We start from the raw sequence: 26,862 nt of genomic DNA, 5'->3' as shown, positions 1-26,862 counted from the left end.
GGAAACCCTGAGACGGGGCTCGCGCGCACCCCTCGATCCGGTGCCCCTCCATGGTCTGTGCTCAATCGGCAACAAAAGACGGAATTAGTGCGCAATTGACTGGGCATACCCTAGCTATTGGCGGGCGCACAAAGAAATTAGGCTCGGCCTTTCTTCCAAAGCGCTGAAACCAAAATGCCTCATTCAAATTACCGGTTCATCTTTTTGCTGATGGGTTTTGGAATGTCTGTCCAGGCCATGGCGCAGCAACCCGCGCCGATCCGCATCGGCGTCATCGGCCCATTCACAGGGCCGTCGGCCGATTTCGGCCTGCCCATGCTCAACGGCGTGAAGATGGCCGTCGACGAAATCAATGCCGTGGGCGGGTATCTCGGGCGCTCGCTCGAACTCGTGATCAAGGACGATCAGGCCAATCCGGACATCGGCCATTCGCAATCCCAGGCCCTCGTCAATGACAAAGTGGTCGCCACCATCGGCTTCTGCAATACCGGCGTGGCGATGAAATCATTGGCGGTTTTCAATGACGCGAAATTGCCGCTGATCGTGCCCTGTGCCACCGGTTCAGCGCTGACCTCGACCTATCCGCCGGTCACGAGCTATATCTTTCGCACCTCGCCCAAAGACAGCATTCAGGCGCCTTTCGTGGTCGACGACCTGTTGGCGCGGGGCTGGAAACGGGTCGCCGTGCTGCACGACACCACCGGGTACGGCGAGGCGGGCGTGAAGGACGTCGAAAAAGCGCTGGCGGCCAAGAACCTCAAGCCCGTGTACGTGGGCCGCTTTCCGCTCGGCGTGAAAGACCTGACGAAGGAGCTGTCGGAGGCCAAGGCGGCCGGTGCGGACGTCATCTTCAGTTACACCGTGGGCCCCGAAAACGCCGTCATCGCGCGCGGCCGCCAGGCCCTGAACTGGAAGGTGCCGCAGGTCGGCGCCTGGCCGCTGTCCTTCCCGTCCTTCATCGATGGCGCGCGCGATGCCGCCGAAGGCGCGTTGATGGCGCAGAGCTTCATCGCCGAGCCCAGCAACGAACGTCGCTCGTCGTTTCTGTCCAACTACGTGCGCAAATTCAACACCAAGCGCATCCCGGTCCCGATGGCCGCCGCGCAGGCCTACGACGCCACGTACCTGCTGGCGCACGCGATGTTCAACGTGCCGAATGGCAAGCTCGAAGGCCCGTTCATCAAGGCCTCACTCGAGCAGCCCAAGCGGCCGTATTACGGCGTGGTCACGACCTATGACAAGTCGTTCTCAGAGAACGACAAGGACGCGATTTCGCCCAACATGCTGGTGATGGGTGTGGTGCGCAACGGGCAGATCACCTTCGCGTACCCGGAGGACGCGAAGCGCAACCTGTTCGTGCAGCGCAAGCAGTGAAAGAGTGAAGGGGGCGTCCGCAGAACGCCTTCGCAGCACACCGCGCGACACGAAGGGTGTCGCGCGGTGGCGCGGAATCGATCAAACGTCGATGTTCGACGCGCGCAGCGCGTTCTGCTCGATGAACTCGCGGCGCGGTTCCACCTCGTCGCCCATCAGCATCGTGAACACGCGGTCGGCTTCGATCGCGTCGTCGATCTGCACGCGCAGCAGGCGGCGCACGGTCGGGTCCATGGTGGTTTCCCACAGCTGCTCGGGGTTCATCTCGCCCAGGCCCTTGTAGCGCTGGCGCGAGGTGGCGCGTTCGGCTTCGCCGATCAGCCACTTCATGGCCTGGCGGAAGTCGTCGACCTTCTCTTCCTTGGCGCGCTCGCCCTCGCCGCGCTTGACCAGCGCGCCTTCGGTGCTCAGCAGGCCGCGGAAGGTGTTGGCGGCTTCGGCCAGGGCCGCGTAGTCGGCGCCGTGCACGAAGTCCTGCGTGATCACGCTGGACTTGATGTTGCCGTGGTGGCGGCGGCTGATGCGCAGCAGCGGCTTGTCGGTGCGGGCGTCGAATTCGCTGCTCACTTCGGCCGGCACGCCGGTCGTGTTGAGCTCGCGCAGCTTGGCCTGCATCGCGACGGCCGAGGCCTCGGCGGCGGGCGGTGTGTCGAGGTCGAGCGCCACGCCGTCGGCGATGGCGCGCAGCGCTTCGGCGTCCATGAAGTTGCGCAGGCGCGCAATCACGGCTTCGGCCACCTGGTGCTTGCGCGCCAGCTCGCCCAGCGTCTCGCCCGACAGCGTGGTCGAGGCGGCGCCGCCGGTCTGGATGCTCGCGTCTTTCAGTGCCACCTTGAGCAGGAAGGCGTCGAGCGCAGGGCCGTCCTTCAGGTACTGCTCTTCCTTGCCGACCTTGACCTTGTACAGCGGCGGCTGCGCGATGTAGATGTGGCCGCGTTCGACCAGCTCAGGCATCTGGCGGTAGAAGAACGTGAGCAGCAGCGTGCGGATGTGGGCGCCGTCGACGTCGGCGTCGGTCATGATGATGATGCGGTGGTAGCGCAGCTTGGCGACGTTGAAGTCGTCCGCGCCGCCGCCCGCCGTGGTCGCGCCGGCGCGGCCGATGCCGGTACCGAGCGCGGTGATCATCGTGAGAATTTCGTTGCTGGTGAGCAGCTTCTCGTAGCGCGCTTTTTCGACGTTCAGGATCTTGCCGCGCAGCGGCAGGATGGCCTGGAACTTCCGGTCGCGGCCCTGCTTGGCGGAGCCGCCGGCGGAGTCACCCTCCACCAGGTAGACCTCGCACAGCGCGGGGTCCTTTTCCTGGCAGTCGGCCAGCTTGCCGGGCAGGCCCATGCCGTCGAGCACGCCTTTGCGGCGCGTCATTTCGCGGGCCTTGCGGGCCGCTTCGCGGGCGCGGGCGGCCTCGACGATCTTGCCGCAGATGATCTTGGCGTCGTTCGGGCGTTCCTGCAGGTAGTCGGTCAGCAGGCGGCCGACGATGTCTTCCACCGGTGCGCGCACTTCGCTGGACACCAGCTTGTCCTTGGTCTGGCTCGAGAACTTGGGCTCGGGCACCTTCACGCTCAGCACGCAGCACAGGCCTTCGCGCATGTCGTCGCCGGTGACTTCGACCTTCGCCTTCTTGGCGAACTCGTTCTCTTCGATGTACTTGTTGATGACGCGGGTCATCGCGGCGCGCAGGCCCGTGAGGTGGGTGCCGCCGTCACGCTGCGGGATGTTGTTGGTGAAGCACAGCACCTGCTCGTTGTAGCCGCTGTTCCACTGCATCGCCACTTCGACGCCGATGTGCGTGCCGGGGATGCCGCCGTAGGTTTCGGCCGGCTTCTCGCCCGCTGCATAGAACGAGTTCGGGTGCAGGACGGTCTTGCCCTTGTTGATGAACTCCACGAAGCCGCGCACGCCGCCGGCGCCGGAGAAGTCGTCTTCCTTGCCGGTGCGCTCGTCGAGCAGGCGGATGCGCACGCCGTTGTTCAGGAAGCTCAGCTCGCGCAGGCGCTTGCTCAGGATCTCGTAGTGGAAATCGTTGTTTTCCTTGAAGATTTCCGTGTCGGGCAGGAAGTGCACTTCGGTGCCGCGCTTGTCGGTGTCGCCGATGACCTTCATGGGCGAGACCTCGAAGCCGTTCACGGTGTCGAGCAGGCGGTTCTGCACGAAGCCGCGGCTGAATTCGAGTTCGTGGATCTTGCCTTCGCGGCGCACGATGAGGCGCAGCTTGATGCTCAGCGCGTTCACGCACGAAACGCCCACGCCGTGCAGGCCGCCCGAGACCTTGTAGCTGTTCTGGTTGAACTTGCCGCCGGCGTGCAGTTCGGTGAGCGCAATTTCGGCGGCCGAGCGCTTGGGCTCGTGCTTGTCGTCCATCTTCACGCCGGTCGGGATGCCGCGGCCGTTGTCGGTGACGGAGATCGAGTTGTCGGAGTGGATGGTCACGACGATGTCGTCGCAATGGCCTGCGAGCGCTTCGTCGATGGAGTTGTCGACCACTTCGAACACGAGGTGGTGCAGGCCCGTGCCGTCGGAGGTGTCGCCGATGTACATGCCCGGGCGCTTGCGCACGGCTTCCAGACCTTCGAGGATCGTGATCGCGCCTTCGCCGTAGCTGGAGTCGGCGACAACGCCTTCGGGCGCCACGATCTGGATTTCGGGGGTGTAGACCGGCTCGGTGTGCGGCACTTCGGGCTTGTTTTCTTCAGCACTCATTCGGATATTCCTCTGTCTCTCACGGCATTCACGTGATTTGTCGGGCTCTCAAAAGCTCAATTCGCCGCCTCTTGAAAGCGCAAACCCGCGGGGGGCCGCGGGTTGTGTGCGCAAGGCGCTGTGTCTTGGGGCGTCTAGATGCGCATCGGCATCACGACGTACTTGAAAGATGCGTTCTCGGGGATGGTTAACAAGGCCGAACTGTTGGAGTCGGCCAAGTCCAGCTTGACCATGTCCTGGTCCATGTTCGACAGCGCGTCGATCAGGTAGGTCACGTTGAAGCCGATTTCGATGCTGTCGCCGCCGTAGTCGATGTCGAGTTCGTCCTGGGCTTCTTCCTGCTCGGCGTTGTTCGACGCAATGCGCAGCGTGCCCGGCTCGATGTTCAGGCGCACGCCCTTGAACTTCTCGCTGGTCAGGATGGCGGTGCGCTGCAGGCTGGCCAACAGCGGTGCACGGCCGAGCGTGACGGTGTTCTTGTGGTTCTTGGGAATCACGCGGTTGTAGTCGGGGAACTTGCCCTCGACCAGCTTGGTGACGAACTCCATGCCGCCGAAGCTGAACTTGGCCTGGTTGTTCGCAAACTGCATCTCGATAGCGCCTTCGGCGTCGGACAAGAGGCGCTGCATTTCGAGCACGGTCTTGCGCGGCAGGATCACTTCCTGGCGCGGCACTTCGACGTCGAGCAGCGCCGACGAGAACGCCAGGCGGTGGCCGTCGGTGGCGACCAGGCTCAGTTGCTTGCCTTCGGCCACGAACAGGATGCCGTTCAGGTAGTAGCGGATGTCGTGCACGGCCATCGCGAACGAGACCTGCGAGAGCAGGTCCTTGAGCGTCTTTTGCGGCACGCTGAACACGGGGCCGAAATTGGCGGCTTCCTGCACCAGCGGGAAGTCTTCGGCGGGCAGCGATTGCAGCGTGAAGCGGCTCTTTCCACCCTTGAGCACCAGCTTGCTGGCGCTCGATTCGAGGCTCACGGTCTGGTCGGCCGGCATGGTGCGCAGGATATCGATCAGCTTGCGCGCACCGATGGTGGTCGTGAAGTTGCCTTCGTCGCCACCGAGCTCGGCGGTGGTGCGGATCTGGATCTCGAGGTCGCTGGTGGTCAGCTGCAGCTGGCCGCCGGTCTTGCGGATCAGCACATTGGCCAGGATCGGCAGGGTATGACGCCGCTCCACGATGCCAGCCACCGACTGCAGGGCGGCAAGAACTTTGTCTTGGGTTGCCTTCAAAACGATCATGTCTTCTTCCTCTTCTCTTATCTCTTTGAATCAGCTTTCAGGACGCCATTCTCCGCTGTCGCGAGGGGCGTTCTTGATGACATTCGGCTTCAGCCTTTGAGGGTCTGTTCGAGGACGTGGAGCTGCTGGTTGAGTTCGGTGAGCTGCTGGCGCTCGCCCGAAATCTTGCGCACCGCGTGGAGCACCGTCGTGTGGTCGCGACCGCCGAACAGTTCGCCGATTTCCGGCAGGCTCTTCTGCGTGAGCTCCTTGGCCAGGTACATCGCGATCTGCCGCGGCCGCGCAATGCTGGCCGGGCGTTTCTTGCTGTACATGTCGGCGACCTTGATCTTGTAGTAGTCGGCCACCGTCTTCTGGATATTTTCGACCGAGATCTGCCGATTCTGGATCGACAGCAGGTCGCGCAGCGCCTCGCGCGCCAGGGCGATCGAGATCTCCTTCTGGTTGAAGCGCGAGTACGCCAGGATCTTGCGCAGGGCGCCTTCGAGCTCGCGCACGTTGGAGCGCACGTTCTTGGCAACGAAGAAGGCGACCTCTTCGGGCATTTCGGTGCCTTCGACGCGGGCCTTGTTGATCAGAATGGCCACGCGCATCTCGAGCTCGGGCGGCTCGATCGCCACCGTGAGGCCCGAATCGAAGCGCGACACCAGCCGCTCGTGGATGTCGGCCAGACCCTTGGGGTAGGTGTCGCTGGTCATCACGATGTGCGACTTCTTGGCGAGCAAGGCCTCGAACGCGTTGAAGAACTCTTCCTGCGTTCGGTCCTTGTTGGCGAAGAACTGCACGTCGTCGATCAGCAGCAGATCGAGCGAGTGGTAGCGCTCCTTGAACTCATCGAAAGTCTTGCGCTGATAGGCCTTGACCACATCCGAAACGAACTGCTCGGCGTGGATGTAGAGAACTTTCGAATCGGGCCGGTCGGCCAGCAGCCGATTGCCCACCGCGTGCATCAGGTGGGTCTTGCCCAGGCCGACGCCGCCGTAGATGAAAAGCGGGTTGTACAGATGGCCCGGCATGCCGGCCACGTGCATCGCTGCGGCGCGTGCCATGCGGTTGGCCGTGCCCTCGACCAGGGTGTCGAAAGTGAGCCCCGAATTGAGGCGGTTCTTGAAGCCGGCGGCGGCCGGCTCTTCGCCCGGGCCGGCCACGTCGCGCGGCACATCCGTTTCGGCCATGATGGCCATGGGAGCAACACGGACGGGGGCTTCGCGCGGAGCGAGCGCTAACTCGATGGTGACCGGCTGGCCGTACATCTTCTCGGCCATGGCCGCGATCTTGCCGGCGTACTGGGCACGGATCCAGTCGAGCTTGAAGCGGTTGGCGACGAACACCGTCATGCGCGAAAGGTCGTCGGCGACCTGCGCGTTGAGGGGTTTGATCCAGGTATTGAACTGCTGCTCGGACAGCTCCTGCGCGAGCTGGTCGACGCAGGCTTGCCACAGGCTTTCGCCGATGCCGTCAGTCGACATGGGTGCTTGAAAAAGTGAGGAAACCTTCGGGCATTTCTTGTATAGGTATTGTGGATATTCTCTGCTGGAAGGCGCCGGGCATTCTAACTTGTCAAAACCTTATCCACATGCTGCGCTGCACATGGAAAGGCCCGCAAATCCAGTCGAAGATTGTTCCCGCGGCCAATGTTTGCGATAATTGCGGGTTTCCCTGAAAAGCCTTCACAGCGTCTTTCGGGGGCCATCCGAAACTCGCTCCCCCAGCGCTCGTCGGGTTTGTGCATGCCTTCATGCGGAAACCGGCGCAAACAGGGAATCAGGAAACCATCATGAAACGCACTTACCAAGCATCCAAAGTCCGCCGCGCCCGTACCCACGGCTTTCTGGTCCGCATGAAGACCCGTGGCGGCCGCGCCGTGATCAACGCACGCCGCGCCAAGGGCCGCAAGCGCCTGGCCGTCTGACGGCACCCCACCTGCCGTTGTCAGCCGCCGATACGTCCGCGCAGGCTCCTGCAGCCTCTGCGCCTGGCCCCGCCAGCAGCGACGTCCGCGGCCCGGCTTCTTTGCAGCGGCTCAAGACCCGCGCGCAATTCCAGGCCGTCCTCGCAGGTGCCACCGTGGCGCGCACTGCCCATTTCGCATTGCACCGCTGTGCGCTCGATGTTTCCGCATCGGGCGCCGCTTTGCTGTTTCCGTCCGATGAGGTCTGGCTGGGTGCCATGGTGCCCAAGCGCTGGGCACGCCGCGCGGTGACGCGCAACGCCATCAAGCGCCAGATCTACACCGTGAGCGCCGCGCCCGGCGTTGTGTTGCCGCGTGCCGCGCACGTGGTGCGTTTGCGCGCCGGTTTCGATCGCAAGGTATTCGTGAGCGCCTCCTCGGACGCGCTCAAGGCCGCCGTGCGCGCCGAGCTCCAGCAACTGCTGGCGCGCGCCGGGCGCCCGCCAGCCGCGCCCTCCCCTGCACGCGCCTCCGCATGAAACGCCTGCTGATCGGCCTCGTGAAGGGCTACCGCCTGCTGCTGAGCCCCTGGCTCGGGCAGTCGTGCCGCTTCACGCCGACCTGCTCCGTGTATTCGATCGAGGCACTGGAAGTGCACGGCGCGCTCAAGGGCAGCTACCTGACTCTGTACCGCATCGCGCGCTGCCAGCCCTGGTGCCAGGGCGGCCACGATCCGGTTCCACCGAAATCACAGCGTCGCACTGACAAGTCAGGATCGCTGTTTTCGTCTCTTCTCTCCTCCGACAAGAAGTCTTCGTCATGAACGATATCCGCCGCACGATCCTGTGGGTGATTTTTGGTTTCTCGCTCGTGCTGCTGTGGGACCAATGGCAGGTCTTCAACGGCAACAAGCCGACCTTCCTGCCGTCGACCAAGCCCGCCGTCACGGCGCCGGCCGCCGGTACCGCCACCAACAACGGCGTGCCGACCGCGGCTGCCGCGGCCGGCGGCACCGCAGGTGCCGTGCCCACGCAGGCGGCGCCGGCCGCGCCGCGCGAGCAGGTCGTGGTGACCACCGACCTGTTCAAGGCGACGATCGACAGCGAAGGCGCCACGGTCAACCACCTCGAACTGCTCAAGTTCGACGAAGCCGACCGCACGAAGCGCGTCGTGCTGTTCGAGAACGGCTCGCCCGCCACGCGTTACGTCGCCCAGACCGGCCTGCTGAACCCCGTCGCTGGCGAAGCCTTCCCCAACCACCTGACGGCCATGACGCCGAAGGCCGGTCCGCGCGCGATGGCCGATGGCCAGAACACGCTCGAAGTGAGCTTCGAAAGCGCCCCGGTCGGTGGCCTGAAGTACATCAAGACCTACGTGTTCAAGCGTGACGACTACGTCATCGGCGTGCGCCACGAAGTGGTCAATGTGAGCGACCAGCCGCGCGACGCGCAGCTGTACATGCAGCTGCTGCGCCATGGCACCGTGGCCGCCGGCACCATGTTCGGCACCAACACCTTCACCGGTCCGGCCGCGTACACCAACGAGAAGAAGTTCCACAAGCTCGACTTCAAGGACATCGCCAAGGGCAAGATCGAGCCGCCGCCGCCGGCCAACGACGGCTGGATCGCGATGGTGCAGCATTACTTCGCGTCGGCATGGCTGCTCAAGGGCGACCCGGCCAGCGAACAGCTGCGTCGCGAATTCCGCGTGAAGGACCTGGGCGACAACCTCTTCACCGTGGCCATGGTGGCCACGCTGCCGAAGATCGCCCCCGGCGCCACGCAGGTCGTGAACAGCGCGCTGTTCGCCGGCCCCGAAGAAGAAAAGAAGCTCGAAGCCATCGCCCCCGGCCTGGACCTGGTGAAGGACTACGGCATCTTCGCGATCATCTCCAAGCCGCTGTACTGGCTGCTCACGCAGCTGCACGGCATCCTGGGCAACTGGGGCTGGTCGATCGTCGCGCTCGTGGTGCTGCTGAAGGCGGCCTTCTACTGGCTCAACGCCAAGGCCTACGCCAGCATGGCCAAGATGAAGGCCATCAACCCGAAGATCATGGAAATGCGCGAGCGGCTGAAGGACAAGCCGCAAGAAATGCAGCAAGAAATGATGCGGATCTACAAGACCGAAAAGGTCAATCCGATGGGCGGCTGCTTCCCCATCGTGATCCAGATCCCGGTGTTCATTGCGCTGTACTGGGTGCTGCTGTCGTCGGTTGAAATGCGCCACGCCCCGTGGATTGGCTGGATCACCGACCTGTCGGCACCCGATCCCTGGTACATCCTGCCGGTCGTGATGACGCTCACCTCGCTGTTCCAGACCTGGCTCAACCCGACGCCGCCCGATCCGATGCAGGCCAAGCTGATGTGGATCATGCCGCTCGCGTTCAGCGTGATGTTCATCTTCTTCCCGGCCGGCCTGGTGCTGTACTGGATCACGAACAACGTGCTGTCGATCGCGCAGCAGTGGTTCATCAACAAGCGACTGGGCGTGCTGGGCAAGTAAGCAAGCCGCACGGCCTCCGCCACCCGCAAAGGGCCGCATCCGCGGCCCTTTGCTTTTTGCTGAAAGAATCGCGCTGTCATGACCCTCGCCCGCACCTCCGATCCCATCGTCGCCATCGCCACCGCCCCGGGGCGCGGAGCGGTCGGCATCGTTCGCGTGTCGGGCGCCCGGCTGGCGCCGCTGGTCGAAGCGCTGTGCGCCCGTGCGCTCAAGCCACGCGAAGCCACCTACCTGCCCTTTCGCGATGCGCAGGGCGAGCCGGTCGATCACGGCCTGGCGATTCACTTTCCGACGCCGCATTCCTACACCGGCGAAGACGTGCTCGAGCTGCAGGCGCACGGCGGCCCGGTTGTGCTGCAGCTCTTGCTGTCGCGCTGCCTCGAAGCCGCGGCTGAAGTCGATCCGGCTACCCACCGCCCGCGGCTGTCCGGCCTGCGCGTGGCCGAGCCGGGCGAGTTCAGCCAGCGCGCCTTTCTCAACGGCAAGATCGACCTGGCCCAGGCCGAGGCCATCGCCGACCTGATCGACGCGAGCACCGAAGCGGCCGCGCGCAGCGCCGGGCGCTCGCTGTCGGGCGCGTTCTCGCGCGAGATCCACACGCTGCGCGACGCGCTGATCCACCTGCGCATGCTGGTCGAAGCCACGCTCGACTTTCCCGAGGAAGAGATCGACTTCCTGCAGAAAGCCGATGCCACGGGCCAGCTTCAGCGGCTGCAGGCGCAGCTGGCCGCCGTGCAGTTGCGTGCCAAACAAGGGGCGTTGCTGCGCGAAGGCATCAAGGTGGTGATCGCGGGCCAGCCCAACGCGGGCAAGAGTTCGCTGCTCAACGCACTGGCCGGCGCCGAGCTGGCCATCGTGAGCGCCATCGCGGGCACCACGCGCGACGTGGTCTCGCAGACCATCCAGATCCACGGTGTGCCGCTGCACGTGGCCGACACCGCCGGCCTGCGCGACAGCACCGACGAGGTCGAGCAGATCGGCGTGGCGCGCGCCTGGGGCCAGATCGAAAGCGCCGACGCCGTGCTGTTCCTGCACGACCTCACGCGCGCCGACCAGCCCGACTACGCCGCCGCCGACGCCGAGATCCTGGCGGGCCTGCGGCGCAAGCTGCCGGCGAGCGTGCCAGTGCTCGATGTGTGGAACAAGCAGGACGCTGCATCATCGGCCGTGCCGCCCGCCGAAGGCATTGCCCTGTCGGCCAAGACCGGCGCAGGCATCGAGGCGCTGCGCGACCAGCTGCTCGCCATGGCCGGCTGGCAGGCCGTGCCCGAAGGCGTTTACCTCGCGCGCGCGCGCCACGTGCAGGCGCTGGCCCGGGTCGAGACGCACCTCACGCTGGCGGCCGCCCACCTGGCGGCGCAGGCGCAGCTGCTCGACCTGCTGGCCGAGGAACTGCGGCTGGCGCAGAACGCGCTCAACGAGATCACCGGCGAGTTCGGCGCGGACGATCTGCTGGGTGTCATCTTTTCGCGCTTCTGTATCGGCAAATAGCGACACATGCGTGCGCTTCGCCGGGGAAAGCGTAAACAGTTGTAGCCGAACCTCGGGGCCTTCGCGGATACTTCGGATCACTTGCGGGGGTCGAGAAAAACATGTCCATCCAGAACCTGAGCCGCTCCATTGCGGAGAACCCGAGCGCCGACGCGTTCGCGCTGACCTTGAGCGTCGCGCAATGGGACACGCTCGCGGGCTACTTGCAGCCCATCGAAACAACCATCGGCGACGTGCTGATCTCGCAGGGCACGCACGACCGCTCGGTGTACTTCGTCGAAAGCGGCGCCATCAGCGTGCACCGCGTCAGCAGCAAGGAGCAGATGCGCCTGGCCGTGCTGTCGCCCGGCTCGGTGGTGGGCGAAGGCTCGTTCTTTTCTCGCGAGCCGCATGCGGCCAACGTGGTGGTCACGGGCGCGGGACGCGTGTGGCGCCTCACGGCCGTGCGGTTCTCCGAGATGTCGAACCGCCAGCCCAACACGGCGCTGGACATCGCGATGGCGCTCGGCGCCGTGATCGCCAAGCGCATGGCGCACCGCTCCAAGCGGGTGGCCGTCACCTGAGCTGAGCTGAGCCTTCCGGCTCGCCGCGCGCTGCCAGCCGCCGCACAACAACAACAACAAGAACAAGTCTTCGTTTCTGATCCTGAGAATTGCTGGTGAGCCATGGCCTTGATCTGCCCGGTCTGTGACGCGGACAACCGCGACGGTGCCAACTTCTGCAGAAGCTGCGGTGGCCGGCTGTCGGCCGCCGACCGCGTGCCGCCCCCGGCGCCCAGTCCTGCCGACCGCGAATGGGCCACCACCGCACCGGCCCAGCTGCGCGCGCCGACCATTCCCGCACCGTTGTTCGATCCCGCCGAGTCGAAGCGCGCATCGTCGCCGGCCTCCAACGGCTGGATGCCCGAACCGCCGCCACCGCCACCGTCGCCGATGGACGAAAAAACCGTGATCGTGGCATCGGGGCGCGGAGGTGCCGCATCGTCCTTGCCTCCCTCTCCACGGGTCGACCGGCCAAAGACGCGGATCAAGGTCAAGCGCATCAAGCCGCCCGAACCGGTGCTGCGCCCGCGCGGCATCGGTCTGTGGCTGGGGCTGCTCATCGTCGCGCTGCTGCTGGTGGTCGCGGGCTGGCTGGGCTATGGGACCGACAACAAGGCGCCCGAGTTGGCCGTGACGCCACCTCCTGCCACTGCGCCAGCGCCGGTCGTGGCGCCTCCAGCGGTCGAGCCACCGCCCCTCGCGACCGAGCCGGCGCCGCCCGTGGTCGAACCGCCACCCGCAGAGGCGGTCGCCGAGCCCGCGGAAGCCGCACCCAAGCCGACGCCCGTCGCCAAGCCGCGCAAGCCGGTGACACCTCCCACACCGACGCCCCAGGCCCCGGCCGCCGCCGCGCCTGTGGCGGCCGCCCCGGCACCCGCGCCCGCAACACCGGCCCCACCAGCCGATCCGCAGGCCCAATGCGGTGACCGCAACTTCATCGCCAAGGCGCAATGCATGGCGGCCCAGTGCACGAAGCCCGAGTACAGGTCGCACGCGCAGTGCGAAGCGGTGCGCCGTCAGCAGCGCATCGACGAAGAAAAGCGCAACCCGTCGCTCTTGAACTGAGCCGGCGTGAGCGGCTTCAGCCCTTCTGCAGCCGCTCGATGGCAATCGCCAGCGCGGCGGGCTTGCCCGACAGCACCAGGGTGTCGCCGTCCGACAGCAGCGTGTCGTCGTCCGGCACGCGCGCCTGACCGTCCTGCCGGCGCAGGTTGGCCACGCGCACGCCCAGCGTCGGCAGCGCCATCCGTCCCAGCGTCTGGCCGATGGCGCGTGCGCCCGGCGTGAGCGTGAAGCTGTTCAGGCGCTCGTGATCGATCTCGTCGGCGTTGTCGTCGTCGGCGCCGTGGAAGTAGCCGCGCAGCAGGTTGTAGCGCGCGTCGCGCTGGTCCTGCACCACGCGGATCACGCGCCGCATCGGCACGCCGACCAGCGCCAGCGCATGGCTGGCGAGCATCAGCGAACCCTCGATGGCCTCTGGCACCACCTCGGTCGCGCCGGCGGCCTGCAGCTTCTCGAGGTCGTGGTCGTCCTGGGTGCGCACGATCACCGGCACGTGCGCCGCGTGGGCACGGGTGTTGGCCAGCACCTTCATCGCGCCCCCCACGTCGAGGTAGGTGACCACCACCGCGCTGGCGCGCGCCAGGCCTGCCGCCATCAGCGCCTGCAGCCGCGCCGCGTCGCCGAACACCACCGAATCGCCGGCCGCGGCGGCCTGGCGCACGCGGTCGGGGTCGAGGTCGAGCGCCATGTAGGGAATGCCTTCGCGCTCCAGGATGCGCGCCAGGTTCTGGCCGCAGCGCCCGTAGCCGCAGATGATCACGTGCTGCGCCGTGTTGATGGTCTTGCGCGCGATGCTCGTCATCTGCAGCGACTGCTGCAGCCAGTCGCTGGCCACCAGCTTGCGCACGATGGCGTTGCTGTACATGATGATGAAGGGCGTGGCCAGCATCGACAGCACCATCGACGCCAGCACCGGGTTGGCCAGCCACGGCGGCAGCAGGCTGCGCTCTTGTGCGAGCGTCAGCAGCACGAAGCCGAACTCGCCGGCCTGCGCCAGGTACAAGCCGGTGCGCAGCGACACGCCCGAGGTCGCGCCCAGCACCCGCGCCAGCACCGTCACCAGCCCCAGTTTGAACAGCAGCGGCACCAGCAGCAGCACGGCCACCAGCAGCCAGCGCTCCACCACGATGTGCCAGTCGAGCGACATGCCGACGGTGATGAAGAACAGCCCCAGCAGCACGTCGTGAAAGGGGCGGATGTCGGTCTCGACCTGGTGCTTGTATTCCGTTTCCGACACCAGCATGCCGGCGATGAACGCGCCCAGCGCCAGGCTCAGGCCGGCCAGTTCGGTGAGCCAGGCCAGGCCCAGCGTGATCAGCAGCACGTTCAGGATGAACAGCTCTTCGCTGCGCCGCCGCGCCACCAGCGTGAGCCACCAGCGCATGATGCGCGGCCCGCCGTAAAGCAGCACGCCGATGAGGAAGGTCGCTTTCACCAGGGCGAAGCCCAGCGCCTTGGCCAGCGCCTCGGGCGGCGCGCCCAGGGCGGGAATTAGCACCAGCAGCGGCACCACGGCCAAATCTTGAAACAGCAGCACGCCCATCACGCGCTTGCCGTGCTCGCTTTCCAGTTCGAGCCGCTCGGCCATCAGCTTGACCACGATGGCCGTGCTGCTCATGGTGAGCGCGCTCGACAGCGCCAGCGTGGTCTGCCACCCGAGCTGCCAGGCCGGCGGCAGCTGCGTCGCGATCAGCAGCGCGCCGACGGTGGCCAGCGCCATGGTCAGCAGCACCTGCAGCAGGCCCAGCCCGAACACGTGCTTGCGCATGGCGCGCAGCTTGGGCAGGCTGAACTCGAGCCCGATCACGAACATCAGGAACACCACGCCGAATTCGCCCAGGTGGCGGATGCCTTCGGTTTCGTTGCCGCCCGTCAATGCGAACGCATGCGGCCCGATCAGCACGCCGGCCGTCAGGTAGCCGAGCATCGGCGGCAGTTTCAGCGACCGGCAGGCCACCACGCCGATCACCGCGGCCAACAGATACAACAGCGTGAGATCGAACGAAGACATAGGCGCCGATGCTAGAGCAATGTCCGTGCCCCGGGCTTCCCCGGGCCATGTGATCGCCGACCGCGCCCGCCTCGTAAAATCTGGCGATGAGCTCCCGCCCCGCCCCGACCCCCATGGTCGACCCCGAAGCCATCCTGGCCCGGGCACGCGTCACATTCGACATCGAAGCCGAAGCCGTCCTCGGCCTGAAGGCCCGCGTCGGTCCGAGTTTTGTCGAGGCCGTGCGCAAGATTCTTGAAGTGCGCGGCCGCGTGGTCGTGATGGGCATGGGCAAGAGCGGCCACGTCGGCCGCAAGATCGCCGCCACCCTCGCCTCCACCGGCACGCCCGCGATGTTCGTGCACCCGGCCGAGGCGAGCCACGGCGACCTCGGCATGATCAAGTCGGTCGATCTTGTGCTCGCCATTTCCAACAGTGGCGAGGTCGACGAGCTCACCGTGCTGCTGCCGGTGGTCAAGCGCCAGGGCGTGCCCCTGATCGCTATCACCGGCCGTGCCGATTCCACCCTGGCGCGCCACGCCGACATCGTGATCGATGCCGGCGTCGCCAAGGAAGCCTGCCCGCTGAACCTCGCACCCACCGCGAGCACCACCGCCCAGATCGCCATGGGCGACGCGCTGGCCGTGGCCCTGCTCGACGCGCGCGGGTTCGGCTCCGAAGATTTCGCGCGTTCGCACCCCGGCGGCGCGCTGGGCCGCAAGCTGCTCACCCACCTGAGCGACGTCATGCGCTCGGGCGACGAGGTGCCGTGCGTGCCGCCGAACGCCACCGTCAGCGAGCTGATGCGCGCGATGAGCATCAAGGGTTTCGGCGCCGCCGCGGTGGTCGAGCCCGATGGCCGGGCGCTGGGCATCTTCACCGACGGCGACCTGCGCCGCCTGATCGAGGCGGGCGCCGACCTGCGCACGCCCAAGGCGGCCGACATCATGCACCGCGACCCGCGCACCATCCGCGTCGACGCGCTGGCGGTGGAGGCGGCCGAACTCATGGAGCAATGCGGCATCACCCGCCTGTTCGTGATCGACAGCGCGGGGGTGATCGTCGGCGCGGTGAACACCAACGACCTGATGCGCGCGAAGGTCATCTGATGCCGCTTGATTTCCAGGCCGAGACCCTGCTGGCCGCGCAAGATGTGCGCATCGTCTTCTTCGACATCGACGGCGTGCTGACCGACGGCGGCGTGTACTTCACCGAGCACGGCGAGACGCTCAAGCGCTTCAGCATCCTCGACGGCTACGGCCTCAAGCTGCTGCGCAAGGCCGGCATTACGCCGGCCGTGATCACCGGGCGCGACTCCAAGCCGCTGCGCGTGCGGCTCGAGGCGCTGGGCATCGAGCACGTGCGCTACGGCACCGAAGACAAGCTGCCCGCCGCCGAAGCCATGCTGACGCAGCTCGGCTTCACCTGGGCGCAGGCCGCCGCCATCGGCGACGACTGGCCCGACCTGCCCGTGCTGACCCGCGTCGGCTTCGCGGCGGCGCCGGCCAACGCGCACGCCGAGGTGCGTGCCGTGGCGCGTTATGTCACCACCGCGCGCGGCGGCGAAGGCGCGGCGCGCGAATTCTGCGACCTGCTGCTGACGGCCTGCGGCCAGTACCGCCCGTTGCTCGACGCTGCCCTGGGACCCCGACCATGAGCCCGCAGCTGCGACGCGCCTGGAACCTCACGCGCGATGTGCTCGACCGCAGCACCATCTACCTGCCGATCATCCTGATGTTCGGCGTGGCGCTGGGCACCTACTGGCTGGTGCGCAACGCGCCCAAGCTGCTGGAGCCCACCGTCAAGGCCGCACCCACGCACGAGCCCGACTACTTCATGCGGGACTTCGTCATCAAGAACTTCCTGCCCAACGGCGACCTGCGCAGCGAGCTGCACGGCGTCGAGGGGCGGCACTACCCCGACACCGACACCATCGAGGTCGACCAGGTGCGCATGCGCTCGATCTCGCCCGAGGGGCTGGTCACGCGCTCGTCGGCGAACCGGGGCTTGTCGAATGCCGACGGCAGCGAGATCCAGCTGTTCGGCAACGCGATCGTGATCCGCGAACCGGCGGTCAGCGCGGGCGGCAAGGCCACGCCGCGGCTGGAGTTCCGCGGCGAATTCCTGCACGCGTTCCTCGACACCGAGAAGGTGCAGTCGAACAAGCCGGTCACCCTCATCCGCGGCAGCGACCAGTTCACCGGCGATTCGCTCGACTACGACAACCTGAGCGGCGTGGCCAACCTCACAGGCCGCGTGCGCGGCATGCTGGTGCCGTCGGCCGCGGCGGGCAAGCCGCGCTGAGCGGCTGCAATACAAAAACAAGTTCCCGGGAGACGACCGATACATGACCACCGCCGCACCGCTCGTCTTCATCACCGGCGCCTCCAGCGGCATCGGCCAGGCTTTGGCCGCGTCTTTCTACGACGCGGGCTACCGGCTGGCGCTGGTCGCGCGGCGCACGGCGGAGATCGACGCCTGGGCCACGGGTCGCCAGCTGGACGCGGGCCGCTACCAGGTCTACGGTGCCGACGTGGCGGACACCGACAGCATCGTGGCCGCCGGTGCCGACTGCATCGCGCGCCAGGGCGTGCCCGACGCGGTGATCGCCAACGCGGGCATCAGCATCGGCATCGACACGGCCGACCGGTCGGACCTCGACGTGCTGGCGCGCACCTTCGCCGTCAACAACGTGGGGCTGGCCGCCACCTTCCATCCCTTCGTGCAGGCCATGGTGCAGCGCGGCAGCGGGCGGCTCGTGGGTATCGGCAGCGTCGCCGCCATCCGTGGGCTGCCGGGGCACGGCGCCTACTGCGCGAGCAAGGCCGGCGTGGTGGCGTACTGTGAGAGCCTGCGCGGGGAATTGCGCACCAGCGGCGTGAAGGTCGTCACGCTGTGCCCGGGCTACATCGACACGCCGCTGACGCAGGGCAACCGCTACGGCATGCCCTTTCTCATGCAGCCCGAAGACTTTGCGGCCCAGGCGCTGCGCGCCATCGCGGCCGGCACCAGCTACCGCGTGATTCCGTGGCAGATGGGCGTGGTCGCCAAGGTCATGCGCCTGCTGCCCAACGCCGTGCTCGACCGCGCGGTGCAGGGCCGGGCGCGCAAGAAGCGCAGCGGCGAAGCCTGAGCGTCAGCAGCACCGAACGGCGCGGCGCGCAGCCAAAGAAAAAAGGCTCCCGAGGGAGCCTTTTGTGTTTGTGTGCCGTGAGGCATGCGAAGGAATGAACGGGGGTCAGTACCCACCGTTGCCGCCGCCGCCGTAGCCGCCACCACCGCCGCCGCTGCGACCACCGCCGCCACCGCCACGGGGACCTGCGCCGTAGGGGCTGCGGAAACCGCCATCGCCACCACCGCCGCCGCCACCCGAACGACCACCACCGCCGCCGCCGTAGCCGCCGCCACCGCCGGAACGGCCACCGCCGCCACCACCGTAGCCGCCACCACCGCCGCCGCCGTAGCCACCGCCACCACCGCCGCCATAACCACCACCACCGCCGCCGTAGCCGCCACCGCCGCCACTGCGGGGGGGACGTGCTTCCATGGGACGTGCCTCGTTGACGACCACGCTGCGACCACCCAGGGGTTGGCCGTTCATGCCGTTGATGGCGGCCTGTGCTTCCGCGTCACTGCCCATCTCGACAAAGCCGAAGCCCTTCGAGCGGCCCGTGTCGCGCTCCATCATGACCTTGGCGCTGGTCACTGCGCCGAACTGGCCAAAGGCCTGTTCGAGATCACCGTCGCGCACCGAGTAAGGCAGGTTGCCGACGTAGAGTTTGTTGCCCATCAAGGGACTCCTATAAACACATCAAGAAAAGCGATGGAGTCCCGAAAGCATCACTCAAACGAGAGCCGCCGAGCCGCGCGAAACTGACCGATCACCGAGTTGCTCCCTCCCAAAATCAAGAGGGAGGCTCGTGCATTATGGGTGAAATATCAAAAAAGCAAGCATGAATTTGCGTCTTGAGGTAGCGACTTTTGAAGTCAATCGAAGTTAGCGCACGCCTACCTGTTTGAGCCGGGGGAATTGACGATGCGGCTACAATTTGCGGGTCATTGGGGAGTAGCCGCCTTCCGTATACGAGAAGGGCCCGCGTCAACAGACTTGTCCTTGCCCCACGAGGACATGGCGCGTGCAGTGAACACACCTGGCGAGACCTTTGACCGCACAACTTCGGGAATATGGCCGAAGGTGTTGTGCGGTCAATTGCGTCCTTCGGCCCAAGGAACCCCACATCTCTCATGGAAGCTTTTCTCGTTGCAACGGGCGTGGTTGCGCTCGCCGAAATGGGCGACAAGACCCAACTCCTGGCCCTTTTGCTGGCCGCGCGCTTCAGGAAACCCTGGCCGATCGTGCTCGGCATCTTCGTTGCCACGGTCGTCAACCACGCGCTGGCCGGCGCGGTCGGCAACTACATCACGCGCTGGCTCGGCCCCGAGGTGCTGCGCTGGATTCTGGGCGGCTCGTTCATCGCGATGGCCGTCTGGATGCTGATTCCCGACAAGCTCGATGAAGACGACGCCCCCGGCGTCTCGAAGTTCGGCGTCTTCGGCACCACCGTGATCGCCTTCTTCCTGGCCGAGATGGGCGACAAGACCCAGATCGCGACCGTCATGCTGGCCGCCCGCTTCACGCAGGACTACGCCTGGGTCGTCGTCGGCACCACGCTGGGCATGATGCTGGCCAATGCGCCGGTGGTGTGGCTGGGCGACAAGATCGTGCGGCGAGTGCCGATCAAGCTCGTGCACGGCATCTCGGCGGCGATCTTCCTGGTGCTGGGCGTCGTGATGATCGTCGGCTGGTAGCAGGAAAAAGTCACGGGGCTATACTTGCCCGGCGCCGATTTGCTTCAGCTTGCGGGCGCTTTATAAATTCTGCTAAAGACGGCTGCCGAACCCGGCTCGTTTTTGGCGAGGCCGGGTTTTTTCATTCATGTCGTCGCCATCACCTTTGGTCGTCACTCCGCAGTCGATGCAGTTCGCAGGCCCGCTGGCCCTGCGCAGCGGCACTTCGATCAGCGGCTACACGCTCGCCTACGAAACCTACGGCACCCTCAACGCCGAGCGCAGCAATGCGGTGCTGGTGTGCCATGCGCTCAACGCCTCGCACCACGTTGCGGGCGTGTACGAGGGCCAGGCCCGCTCCGAGGGCTGGTGGGACAACATGGTGGGCCCGGGCAAGCCGCTGGACACCGACCGCTTCTTCGTGATCGGCGTCAACAACCTCGGCTCCTGCTTCGGCTCGACCGGCCCGATGCACGTGAACCCCGCCAACGGCCGCGTCTACGGCGCCGACTTTCCGGTGGTCACGGTCGAAGACTGGGTCGACGCCCAGGCCGTGCTGCTCGACGCGCTCGGCATCCAGACGCTCGCGGCCGTGATGGGCGGCAGCCTCGGCGGCATGCAGGCGCTGTCGTGGACGCTGCAGTACCCCGATCGCGTGCGGCACGCCGTGGTGGTGGCCAGCGCGCCCAACCTCACGGCCGAGAACATCGCCTTCAACGAGGTGGCGCGCCGGGCCATCGTGACCGACCCCGACTTCCACGGCGGCCACTTCTACGAATACGGCGTGATCCCCAAGCGCGGCCTGCGCATCGCCCGCATGATCGGCCACATCACCTACCTGAGCGACGACGTGATGAACGCCAAGTTCGGGCGCATCCTGCGTAGCGCTGTCGAAGGCGAAGTGGCGGGGCTCGACTACCTCTATTCCACGCAGGACGTCGAGTTCCAGATCGAAAGCTACCTGCGCTACCAGGGCGACAAGTTCAGCGAGTACTTCGACGCCAACACCTACCTGCTGATCACCCGCGCGCTCGACTACTTCGACCCCGCGCGCCACCACGGCGGCCAGCTCAGCACCGCGCTGGCGCAGGCCACGGCCAAGTTCCTGCTCGTGAGCTTCAAGACCGACTGGCGCTTCTCGCCCGCGCGCAGCCGCGAGATCGTGAAGGCGCTGCTCGACAACCGCCGCAACGTGAGCTACGCCGAGATCGACGCGCCGCACGGCCACGACGCCTTTTTGCTCGACGACGTGCGCTACATGGGCGTGGTGCGCTCGTACTTCGAACGCGTCGCCAAGGAATTCCAATGAGCGACATCGAACATCAGCGACTGATTGCACAGCTCGTGCCGAAGGGCTCGCGCGTGCTCGACCTGGGCTGCGGCGACGGCGCCCTGCTCGACCTGCTGCAGCGCGAGCGCGGCTGCACCGGCTACGGCGTGGAGATTGCCGACGGCAACGTGCTGCAGTGCATCCGCCGCGGCGTCGACGTGATCCAGCTGAACCTCGACGAAGGCCTGGCGATGTTCGACGACGCCACCTTCGACGTCGTGCTGCAGATCGACACGCTGCAGCACCTGCGAAATGCCGAGGTCATGCTGCGTGAGACCGCGCGCGTGGGCCGCTTCGGCATCGTCGCCTTTCCCAATTTCGCGCACTGGCCCAACCGCCTGAGCGTGGCGCGCGGGCGCATGCCCGTGACGCGCCGCCTGCCCTACCAGTGGTACGACACGCCCAACATCCGCGTCGGCACCTACAAGGACTTCGAGGTGCTGGCCGGCAAGAACAACCTGCGCGTGCTCGACGCCTTCGGCCTGCAGAACGGCCGCGACGTGCGCTGGCTGCCCAACGCGCGCGCCAGCACCGCGGTCTTCAAGTTCGAGCGGGGCGGCTGAGCACGCCGCCCTTGCACCGCACGGACATCGGGTCGGAATGAGCTTCACGCTCGCGCAGCCGGTTCACAGCGAACTGCTCATCAAGAAAAGCCGCTTCATCGGCTGCGTGCAACCGGTGCCCGACCGCGCGGCGGCGCTGGCGGTGGTCGCCTCGCTGCGCGCCGAACATCCGGGCGCCGCGCACGTGTGCTGGGCGTTGATGGCCGGCGGCCAGTCGGCTGCGAACGACGACGGCGAGCCCGGCGGCACGGCCGGCCGTCCGATGCTCGAAGTGCTGCGCCACCAGCAGGTGGAAGGCGCGCTCGCCACCGTGGTGCGCTACTTCGGCGGCGTGAAGCTCGGCGCCGGCGGCCTCGTGCGGGCCTACACCGATGCCATCGCGCAGGCCTTGCTGGGCGCCACGCTGGTGCCGCTCGTGCGCCTGCGCCACCTGCAGTGCGCCGTGCCCTACGCGCTCGAGGGACTGGTGCGGCGCGAGCTGACCGCCATCGGCGCGGTGCTCGAAGACGTGCAGCACGGCGATGACGTGCGCTTTGCCTTCGCGCTGTCCGCACCCGAGGCCGACGCCTTCATCGCGCGCCTCGACGATGCTGCGCAAGGGCGCGTCGTCTGGCCGACGGCGTGAGCCGCTTCGCCGGCGCCTTGCCTGAAGCCGGCTCCGCCGTGAGGGCGAGCACGCCGCGCGATGCGAGCGCGATCGGCTCGGCCAGGTCGTCGTCGACACCGCGCCGCGTCATCTCGGCCGTCACGATGCCGGTGGGCACGGCCAGCACGCCCCAGCCCAGCAGCATCATCACCGAGGCGATCGCGCGGCCCAGGTCGGTCTTGGGCACGAGGTCGCCGAAGCCGACCGTGGCCATGGTCGAGATCGCCCAGTAGATCGCCACCGGGATGCTGGTGAAGCCGTGCACCGGGCCTTCGACCACGTACATCAGCGTGCCCATCACCAGCACCACGAGCATCACGAAGCCCACGAACACCGTGATCTTGCGGCGGCTGGACGCCACCGCCGACACCAGTGCGCGGTACTCCACCGAATAGCGCGACAGCTTGAAGATGCGGAACACGCGCAGCAGCCGCAGGATGCGCACGTCGATCAGGTAGGCCAGCTCGGGCGCGAGCGCGACGAGAAAGGTCGGCAGCAGCGCCAGCAGGTCGATCACCCCGTAGAAGCTCAGCGCGTAGCGCAGCGGCTTGTTCACGCAGCACAGTCGCGCGATGTACTCCAGCGTGAAAAGAATGGTGAACATCCATTCGAGCCCATTGAACAGAGGGCGCCACTGGTCGCGGATCGACTGCACGCTGTCCAGGATGACGACCAGCACACTCATCACGATCACCGCGATCAGCGTCAGGTCGAACCACAGGCCGGCGGGCGTGTCGGCCTCGAAGATCACGGTGAACAGCTTGCGGCGCCAACCGCTCGCCGGCTTGTCGAACCGCGAGTCGGTGGCAGCGGGCGTGGACAGGGCTTCGATGTTCGGGCGAATCAGGCGGGTCATGAGGGCATTGTCATGGGGCCGGGCGACTTATTCAGTTACGCTTCTTGCGCAATGAAGTGCGGCATGCCGCGAGCGCCTTCTTACGATAGTCCCCTTTCTTGAGGAGCTCCCCATTGGCCACACAGTCCCCCTTTTTCGGCAAGCGCGATCGTGACACCGACTCGCTGACTTCCCGTCCCGCACCGCTGGTTGGTTCGGGCACCAATCTCTCGGGCACTCCCGTCAATCCCTCCTCGTTGACCGCGCAGGCCGGCCTGGCCCCGGTGGCAGCCGCTCCCGCCGTCAAGGAAGGCGGCAGCAAGCTCACCGTCGGCCCGAACATCAAGCTCAAGGGCGTCGAGATCACCGATTGCGACACGCTCGTGGTCGAAGGCCTGGTCGAGGCGACCATGGACTCGCGCCTGATGCAGATCGCCGAACAGGGCGAATTCAAGGGCTCGGCCGAAATCGACATCGCCGAAATCCGCGGCGTGTTCGACGGCAACCTCACCGTGCGCGAAAAGCTCGTCATCCACTCGACCGGCAAGGTCACCGGCAAGATCCGCTACGGCAAGATCGTGATCGAAGAAGGCGGCCAGCTGTCGGGCGAAATCAGCTTCGGCGCCAAGGCGTCGTAAGCCAGCCGATGCAGGCCGCCCCTCAGGCGGCCGGCGGCTCCCATCCCAGGCGCTCCAGCAAGGCACCGGCCGCGGCCGGTGCCTTTTCTTTGGCGCCGTTGATGAAGTACACGAACACGTCGCGCGCCTTCGGTGCAGCGGCCCAGCCCTGCGCGCGCTCGGCCCAGGTGTCGAGCGCCTTCGGCCCGTAGCCCGTCTTGAGCTTCGCGTCGGCCATCATGAGCCGCGCATAGGCGACGTCGCCTTCGGGCTCCTCGAACGACGGAAACTTGTCGGCGTCGGTGAACACGGTCGACACCTTGTGCTTCTTCGCGAGCGCCTTGTAGGCGGGCGTGATGAAGCTCTCGTGGCGCACGTCCATCACGTGGCGCAGCACGCGGCTGCCTTCCTTCTTGGGCAGCAGCTCCAGAAACGCCTCGAAGTCTTCCGCATCGAACTGCTTGGTCGGCATGAACTGCCACACGATCGGCCCGAGCTTGTCGCCCAGCTCGCTCACGCCGCTGTCGATGAAGCGCTGGACCGACTCGCCCGCGCTCGCCAACACCTTGCGGTTGGTGGTGAAGCGCGAGGCCTTCATCGAGAACATGAAGCCGTCCGGCGTGTCGTCGTGCCACTTGCGGAAGGTCTCGGGCTTGAAGGTGCTGTAGTAGGTGCCGTTGATCTCGATGGCGCTCACCTGCCGGCTCGCGTAGTTCAACTCCTTCGCTTGCGCGAGGCCCTTGGGGTAGAAGTTGTCGCGCCAGGGCTCGTAGGTCCAGCCGCCTATCCCCACCTTGATTCGCGTCGATGGTGCCTTGCTCACATTGCGCTCCGGGTTTTGAGATCGCCCGCACTCTACGCGCGCTCGCCGCGAGGCGCAAAATGCGTTTTTTCGTCCCCGCGGAGAACCCCCGATGAACGCCCCCCTGCACCGTGAAATGCCCGCCGGCACGCTCGACGCGACGCGCGCCCTCTCTGATGTCACCGCCCAATGGGACGGCGACATCGTCAAGCAACTCACCGACTACATCGCCATTCCCGCCAAGTCGCCCGGCTTCGACAAGGACTGGTCGGCCAACGGCTACCTGGAGACCGTGCTGCGCAACGCCGCGGCCTGGGTCGAGGCGCAGAAGGTCGAAGGTCTGAAGCTCGAGATCGTGCGCCTCGAAGGCCGCACGCCGGTGCTGTTCTTCGAAGTGCCGGCCAGCGGCACCAACATGGCCGAGACCGTGCTCATGTACGGCCACCTCGACAAGCAACCCGAATTCACCGGCTGGCGCAACGACCTCGGCCCGTGGACACCCAAGTACGAGAACGGCCTGCTCTACGGCCGCGGCGGCGCCGACGACGGCTACGCCGTGTACGCCAGCGTGGCCGCGCTGCAGGCGCTCAAGGCCCAGGGCGTGGCGCATCCGCGCATCGTCGGCCTCATCGAGACCTGCGAGGAAAGCGGCTCCTACGACCTGCTGCCGTATGTCGACGCGCTGCGTCCGCGCCTGGGCCAGGTCGAGCTGGTGATTTGCCTCGATTCGGGCGCCGGCAACTACGACCAGCTGTGGCTCACGACCTCGCTGCGCGGCATGGCCAGCGGCACGCTCAAGGTCGAGGTGCTGACCGAAGGCATCCACTCGGGTGACGCCTCGGGCCTCGTGCCCTCGAGCTTCCGCATCATGCGGCAGGTGCTCGACCGCCTCGAAGACAGCGCCACCGGCCGCCTGCTGCCCGCGAGCTTCCACTGCGAAGTGCCTGCCGACCGCCTGGCGCAGGCCAAGGCCACCGCCGCCATCCTCGGCGACGAGGTCTACAAGCGCTTCCCGTGGGCGCACTACGACTGCGGCGGCTCGACCATGTTCGCGCTGCCGACCACCACCGACCCGCTCGAAGCCCTGCTCAACCGCACCTGGAAGCCCACGCTGTCGGTGACCGGCGCCGAAGGCTTCCCGGCCCTGAAGGACGCGGGCAACGTGCTGCGCCCCTACACCGCCTTCAAGCTGTCGCTGCGCCTGCCGCCGCTGGTCGATGCGGCCGAGACGGTGCAAAAGCTCAAGGCCCTGCTCGAAGACAACGCGCCCTACCAGGCGCGCGTCACCTTCGAAGGCAGTGGCGCCACCGGCTGGAACGCACCGACCATCACGCCATGGTTCGAGGACGCGCTCAACAAGGCCTCGCGCGCGCACTTCGGCGCCTCGTGCGGCTACATCGGCCAGGGCGGCACGATCCCGCTCATGAACATGCTGAGCGCCGGCTTCCCGACGGCGCAGATGATGGTCTGCGGCGTGCTCGGCCCGAAGAGCAACGCGCACGGCCCCAACGAGTTCCTGCACGTGCCCTACGCCAAGAAACTGACGGCCGCCGTGGCCGAGGTCATCGCGGCCCTGCCGGTCGCGCACCGCGCCGCGGCTGCGGAGCCGGTGGCGGCTTGAGCGCCGCGCCGGGCCGCCCCAAGCAAGCTCGCTCCCGCTTGGCGGGAAGGCGCGCAGCGCCAAGGGTGCACTAGTGAGCGACGCGCTGCCCTTGCCGCACCGCGTGTCGCTGTCCACGTCGGACGGCGAGACGCTGGCGCTGCGGCGGCTGCCCGTCGCCGGCACACCCCGCGCCGTCGTGGTCGTGGTGCACGGGCTGGGCGAGCACGCGGGGCGCTACCACGGCCTGGCCAAGCAGCTGCACGCCTGGGGCTTCGCGGTCTGGGCGCACGACCACCACGGGCACGGCGAATCGACCGGTGCGCGCGGCGGCCTGCCCAGCGAACTGCGGTTGGTCGACGACCTGGCCCTGGTGATCGACGACGCGCGCCGCGAGAACCCCGGCGTGCCGCTGGTGCTGCTGGGCCACAGCCTGGGTGGCTTGGTCGCCGCGAGCCTGGTGGCGCGCGGCGTGCGGCCGGTCGATGCGCTGGTGCTGTCGTCGCCGGGGCTCGACCCGGGGCTGAACGGCGTCCAGAAGATGCTGCTGGCCGTGCTGCCGCGCATCGCGCCCAACCTGCGCGTGGGCAACGGGCTCGACGACAACTACCTTTCGCACGACCCGGTGGTGGTGCAGGCCTACCGCGACGATCCGCTCACGCACGACCGCATCGGCAGCCGGCTGGCGCGTTTTCTCGCCTACGAAGGCGCCACGGTGCAGCAGCATGCGGCGCGCTGGCCGGTGCCCACGCTGCTGATCTATGCAGGCGACGACCGGCTCGTGCGGCCTGCCGCCAGCCGTGCCTTCGCGGCGGCCGCGGCGCCCAGCGGCAAGGTCGAGGCGAAGTGCTTCGACGCGCTGTACCACGAGCTTTTCAACGAGCT

The 26,862-nt window shown here is 66.8% G+C and carries 26 protein-coding genes and 1 riboswitch; of the genes, 19 read left to right on the top strand and 7 right to left on the bottom strand.

The window, feature by feature from the left end:
- Window positions 1–237 precede the first annotated feature (237 nt).
- Window positions 238–1,374, top strand: a complete 1,137-nt coding sequence (locus tag AAG801_RS21985; RefSeq protein ID WP_341890264.1) for an ABC transporter substrate-binding protein — start codon at window positions 238–240, stop codon at window positions 1,372–1,374.
- An 81-nt stretch (window positions 1,375–1,455) separates the two neighbouring features.
- Here the strand turns inward: AAG801_RS21985 and gyrB are convergent, their stop codons facing one another.
- From gyrB to dnaA, 3 genes are all read right to left on the bottom strand, one after another.
- Window positions 1,456–4,077 carry a DNA topoisomerase (ATP-hydrolyzing) subunit B gene (gene gyrB, locus AAG801_RS21980; protein WP_341890263.1) on the bottom strand — a complete coding sequence of 874 codons (2,622 nt, stop codon included), beginning with the start codon at window positions 4,075–4,077 and terminating at the stop codon, window positions 1,456–1,458.
- Between the two features lie 134 nt (window positions 4,078–4,211).
- Window positions 4,212–5,318 carry a DNA polymerase III subunit beta gene (gene dnaN, locus AAG801_RS21975; protein WP_099794246.1) on the bottom strand — a complete coding sequence of 369 codons (1,107 nt, stop codon included), beginning with the start codon at window positions 5,316–5,318 and terminating at the stop codon, window positions 4,212–4,214.
- Window positions 5,319–5,407: 89 nt separating this feature from the next.
- A complete protein-coding gene (gene dnaA / locus AAG801_RS21970; RefSeq protein WP_099794245.1) occupies window positions 5,408–6,787 on the bottom strand; it encodes a chromosomal replication initiator protein DnaA in 1,380 nt (459 codons plus the stop codon).
- A gap of 308 nt (window positions 6,788–7,095) precedes the next feature.
- Here dnaA and rpmH point away from each other — a divergent pair, with 308 nt between their 5' ends.
- The 7 genes from rpmH to AAG801_RS21935 all read left to right on the top strand — a co-directional run bounded on the left by rpmH (window position 7,096) and on the right by AAG801_RS21935 (window position 12,809).
- Window positions 7,096–7,230 carry a 50S ribosomal protein L34 gene (gene rpmH / locus AAG801_RS21965; RefSeq protein WP_007834827.1) on the top strand — a complete coding sequence of 45 codons (135 nt, stop codon included), beginning with the start codon at window positions 7,096–7,098 and terminating at the stop codon, window positions 7,228–7,230.
- 101 nt (window positions 7,231–7,331) lie between these two features.
- Window positions 7,332–7,748 (top strand): ribonuclease P protein component, encoded by a 417-nt coding sequence (locus tag AAG801_RS21960; RefSeq protein WP_341890262.1) that lies wholly within the window; start codon window positions 7,332–7,334, stop codon window positions 7,746–7,748.
- The gene (gene yidD, locus AAG801_RS21955) at window positions 7,745–8,032 is read left to right on the top strand and encodes a membrane protein insertion efficiency factor YidD (RefSeq protein ID WP_101490703.1); all 288 of its coding nucleotides are present in this window, start codon (window positions 7,745–7,747) and stop codon (window positions 8,030–8,032) included. The genes AAG801_RS21960 and yidD overlap by 4 nt, the downstream gene beginning before the upstream one ends.
- Complete coding sequence (gene yidC / locus AAG801_RS21950; RefSeq protein ID WP_101490704.1) at window positions 8,029–9,711, top strand: membrane protein insertase YidC; 1,683 nt, start codon at window positions 8,029–8,031, stop codon at window positions 9,709–9,711. The genes yidD and yidC overlap by 4 nt, the downstream gene beginning before the upstream one ends.
- Before the next feature lie 78 nt (window positions 9,712–9,789).
- Window positions 9,790–11,202, top strand: coding sequence for a tRNA uridine-5-carboxymethylaminomethyl(34) synthesis GTPase MnmE (mnmE, locus tag AAG801_RS21945; protein ID WP_341890261.1), 1,413 nt, complete (start codon window positions 9,790–9,792; stop codon window positions 11,200–11,202).
- A 101-nt stretch (window positions 11,203–11,303) separates the two neighbouring features.
- The gene (locus AAG801_RS21940; RefSeq protein ID WP_341890260.1) at window positions 11,304–11,765 is read left to right on the top strand and encodes a cyclic nucleotide-binding domain-containing protein; all 462 of its coding nucleotides are present in this window, start codon (window positions 11,304–11,306) and stop codon (window positions 11,763–11,765) included.
- Between the two features lie 102 nt (window positions 11,766–11,867).
- Entirely contained in the window at window positions 11,868–12,809 is a 942-nt protein-coding gene (locus tag AAG801_RS21935) for a zinc ribbon domain-containing protein (RefSeq protein ID WP_341890259.1), read from the top strand.
- Window positions 12,810–12,825: 16 nt separating this feature from the next.
- On the opposite strand, the gene AAG801_RS21930 is transcribed toward AAG801_RS21935, so the two are convergent.
- Window positions 12,826–14,817 (bottom strand): cation:proton antiporter, encoded by a 1,992-nt coding sequence (locus AAG801_RS21930; protein WP_341890258.1) that lies wholly within the window; start codon window positions 14,815–14,817, stop codon window positions 12,826–12,828.
- Window positions 14,818–14,903: 86 nt separating this feature from the next.
- Between AAG801_RS21930 and AAG801_RS21925 the strand changes: the two genes are divergently transcribed.
- Genes AAG801_RS21925 through AAG801_RS21910 form a run of 4 tightly spaced genes read left to right on the top strand, consistent with a single transcriptional unit; the run spans window position 14,904 to window position 17,929 of the window.
- Window positions 14,904–15,905, top strand: coding sequence for a KpsF/GutQ family sugar-phosphate isomerase (locus AAG801_RS21925; protein ID WP_192194248.1), 1,002 nt, complete (start codon window positions 14,904–14,906; stop codon window positions 15,903–15,905).
- Complete coding sequence (locus AAG801_RS21920) at window positions 15,905–16,453, top strand: HAD hydrolase family protein (RefSeq protein WP_319358247.1); 549 nt, start codon at window positions 15,905–15,907, stop codon at window positions 16,451–16,453. The genes AAG801_RS21925 and AAG801_RS21920 overlap by 1 nt, the downstream gene beginning before the upstream one ends.
- On the top strand, window positions 16,450–17,100 hold the full coding sequence (lptC, locus tag AAG801_RS21915) for an LPS export ABC transporter periplasmic protein LptC (protein ID WP_341890257.1): 651 nt from the start codon (window positions 16,450–16,452) through the stop codon (window positions 17,098–17,100). Before AAG801_RS21920 ends, lptC begins: the two co-directional genes overlap by 4 nt.
- 43 nt (window positions 17,101–17,143) lie before the next feature.
- Entirely contained in the window at window positions 17,144–17,929 is a 786-nt protein-coding gene (locus tag AAG801_RS21910; RefSeq protein ID WP_341890256.1) for an SDR family oxidoreductase, read from the top strand.
- Window positions 17,930–18,034: 105 nt separating this feature from the next.
- Here the strand turns inward: AAG801_RS21910 and AAG801_RS21905 are convergent, their stop codons facing one another.
- Window positions 18,035–18,586: an RNA-binding protein gene (locus AAG801_RS21905; RefSeq protein WP_341890255.1), complete on the bottom strand. Its 552-nt coding sequence runs from the start codon at window positions 18,584–18,586 to the stop codon at window positions 18,035–18,037.
- Between the two features lie 259 nt (window positions 18,587–18,845).
- A riboswitch (yybP-ykoY riboswitch) is annotated at window positions 18,846–19,024 on the top strand.
- A gap of 17 nt (window positions 19,025–19,041) precedes the next feature.
- Between AAG801_RS21905 and AAG801_RS21900 the strand changes: the two genes are divergently transcribed.
- The 4 genes from AAG801_RS21900 to AAG801_RS21885 all read left to right on the top strand — a co-directional run bounded on the left by AAG801_RS21900 (window position 19,042) and on the right by AAG801_RS21885 (window position 22,102).
- Complete coding sequence (locus AAG801_RS21900) at window positions 19,042–19,605, top strand: TMEM165/GDT1 family protein (RefSeq protein WP_101490712.1); 564 nt, start codon at window positions 19,042–19,044, stop codon at window positions 19,603–19,605.
- Window positions 19,606–19,732: 127 nt separating this feature from the next.
- Window positions 19,733–20,893, top strand: a complete 1,161-nt coding sequence (locus AAG801_RS21895; RefSeq protein WP_341890254.1) for a homoserine O-acetyltransferase — start codon at window positions 19,733–19,735, stop codon at window positions 20,891–20,893.
- Entirely contained in the window at window positions 20,890–21,477 is a 588-nt protein-coding gene (gene metW, locus AAG801_RS21890; RefSeq protein ID WP_341890253.1) for a methionine biosynthesis protein MetW, read from the top strand. The genes AAG801_RS21895 and metW overlap by 4 nt, the downstream gene beginning before the upstream one ends.
- Window positions 21,478–21,514: 37 nt before the next feature.
- Window positions 21,515–22,102, top strand: coding sequence for a YigZ family protein (locus tag AAG801_RS21885; protein WP_341890252.1), 588 nt, complete (start codon window positions 21,515–21,517; stop codon window positions 22,100–22,102).
- Here AAG801_RS21885 and AAG801_RS21880 read toward each other — a convergent pair.
- Complete coding sequence (locus tag AAG801_RS21880) at window positions 22,047–22,979, bottom strand: ion transporter (RefSeq protein WP_341890251.1); 933 nt, start codon at window positions 22,977–22,979, stop codon at window positions 22,047–22,049. The genes AAG801_RS21885 and AAG801_RS21880 overlap by 56 nt on opposite strands.
- 113 nt (window positions 22,980–23,092) lie before the next feature.
- On the opposite strand from AAG801_RS21880, the gene AAG801_RS21875 reads away from it, so the two are divergent.
- Complete coding sequence (locus tag AAG801_RS21875) at window positions 23,093–23,596, top strand: polymer-forming cytoskeletal protein (RefSeq protein ID WP_099794230.1); 504 nt, start codon at window positions 23,093–23,095, stop codon at window positions 23,594–23,596.
- Between the two features lie 22 nt (window positions 23,597–23,618).
- Here AAG801_RS21875 and AAG801_RS21870 read toward each other — a convergent pair whose 3' ends face one another.
- Window positions 23,619–24,398 (bottom strand): DUF72 domain-containing protein, encoded by a 780-nt coding sequence (locus AAG801_RS21870; protein ID WP_341890250.1) that lies wholly within the window; start codon window positions 24,396–24,398, stop codon window positions 23,619–23,621.
- A 91-nt stretch (window positions 24,399–24,489) separates the two neighbouring features.
- Between AAG801_RS21870 and AAG801_RS21865 the strand changes: the two genes are divergently transcribed.
- The gene (locus AAG801_RS21865) at window positions 24,490–25,998 is read left to right on the top strand and encodes a M20 family metallopeptidase (RefSeq protein WP_341890249.1); all 1,509 of its coding nucleotides are present in this window, start codon (window positions 24,490–24,492) and stop codon (window positions 25,996–25,998) included.
- 73 nt (window positions 25,999–26,071) lie between these two features.
- A partial coding sequence (locus AAG801_RS21860) for a lysophospholipase (protein ID WP_341890248.1) occupies window positions 26,072–26,862 on the top strand: 791 nt, incomplete at its 3' end.

It is taken from the genome of Variovorax sp. YR752 (assembly GCF_943372545.1).
The sequence above is the reverse complement of the archived record's forward strand: the minus strand, read 5'-3'. Positions and strand labels throughout refer to the sequence as shown.